The sequence below is a fragment of the Streptomyces sp. NPDC048462 genome (genome assembly GCF_043200175.1).
Lineage (GTDB): Bacteria > Actinomycetota > Actinomycetes > Streptomycetales > Streptomycetaceae > Streptomyces.
Genome location: NZ_JBICXG010000080.1, coordinates 1 through 1,025, shown reverse-complemented (window position 1 = coordinate 1,025; position 1,025 = coordinate 1). Strand labels below are relative to the sequence as shown.

At 62.0% G+C, this 1,025-nt stretch carries 2 protein-coding genes; one reads left to right on the top strand and one right to left on the bottom strand.

The window, feature by feature from the left end:
• Nucleotides 1–282 (top strand): phosphoribosylglycinamide synthetase C domain-containing protein (locus ACGFU6_RS39340; protein ID WP_393617422.1); only part of this gene is annotated, 282 nt, incomplete at its 5' end.
• A 49-nt stretch (nt 283–331) separates the two neighbouring features.
• Here ACGFU6_RS39340 and ACGFU6_RS39335 read toward each other — a convergent pair.
• Nucleotides 332–1,025: DUF1481 domain-containing protein (locus ACGFU6_RS39335; protein ID WP_393617421.1), on the bottom strand; the 694-nt coding region annotated here is incomplete at its 5' end.

The following is a 1,025-nucleotide window of genomic DNA, read 5'->3' as shown; positions in this document are numbered from 1 at the left end:
GTGCTGGCGGCCGGCGGTTATCCGGGTGATTATCGCAACGGCGAGGTGATCCAGGGGTTACCGCAGCAGGAAAGCGCCGACGGTAAGGTCTTCCACGCCGGTACGCGCCTGCAGGGCGATGACGTCGTCACCAGCGGCGGCCGCGTGCTGTGCGTGACGGCGCTGGGCGACACCGTGGCGCAGGCGCAGCAACGCGCCTATCAGCTGGCGGAAGGCATTCAGTGGCCGGGCAGCTTCTGCCGCAAAGATATCGGTTATCGCGCGATTGCGCGCGGCAAGTGATTTGACCTGATAAGGTCATGACAAGAGGCTCCGCGGCGCGGGGCCTTTTTTATAGCTGGTCTTCTTTCGGTTCCCAGCTGCAGAAGTCGTCGTTCGCCACCAGCAGCAGTTCACTGCCTTCCGGCGCTTCCAACCAGGCGACACTCACCGGCCGGCTGCTGCTGCGGGCGCGTTTTTCGATCCAGCCGATGGCGGTGGCATCCAACCCGGGTTTTAAGCGCTGGCCGTCGCAGGTTTGCACCTCGCCCTGCATCCAACGCCCCTGCAGTAATTTGACCTTGCCGGCGCGCAGCGCATTGCTGACCTCGAGGATACGTCGCGCCTGATATTGGTACAGTGCTATCTCATCGCTGGTCAGCGGTTCGCGGCGTGTCGCCAGCTGGCGCTGCATAAAGCTCACCGTGCCGTCGTCGGCAAAGCGCAGTTGAATGGAGTCTCGATCGCCGTCGGCATCGTTGCGTTTGATTTGGCGCAGCACGTCGCCCTGATAGGTGTACAACGTAGTGATGGTGCCCGGCCCCCGGTAGGGACTATAGACACTGACCAGCACCTGCGGACGATGTTGCTCATCGTCTTTACGCCACAGGCGTATCACGCCCTGATCGGCCACAAAGCCGCTGGCGGTAAAGCTGGGAATATCGGAATGGAAACTGCAGGCGCTCAGACCGAGGGCGATGCCGGCGGCCATGAGCACCCGACGAGTAAACAAAAGGGGCGCCATCGCCCCTCTGTTTAATCTTTTC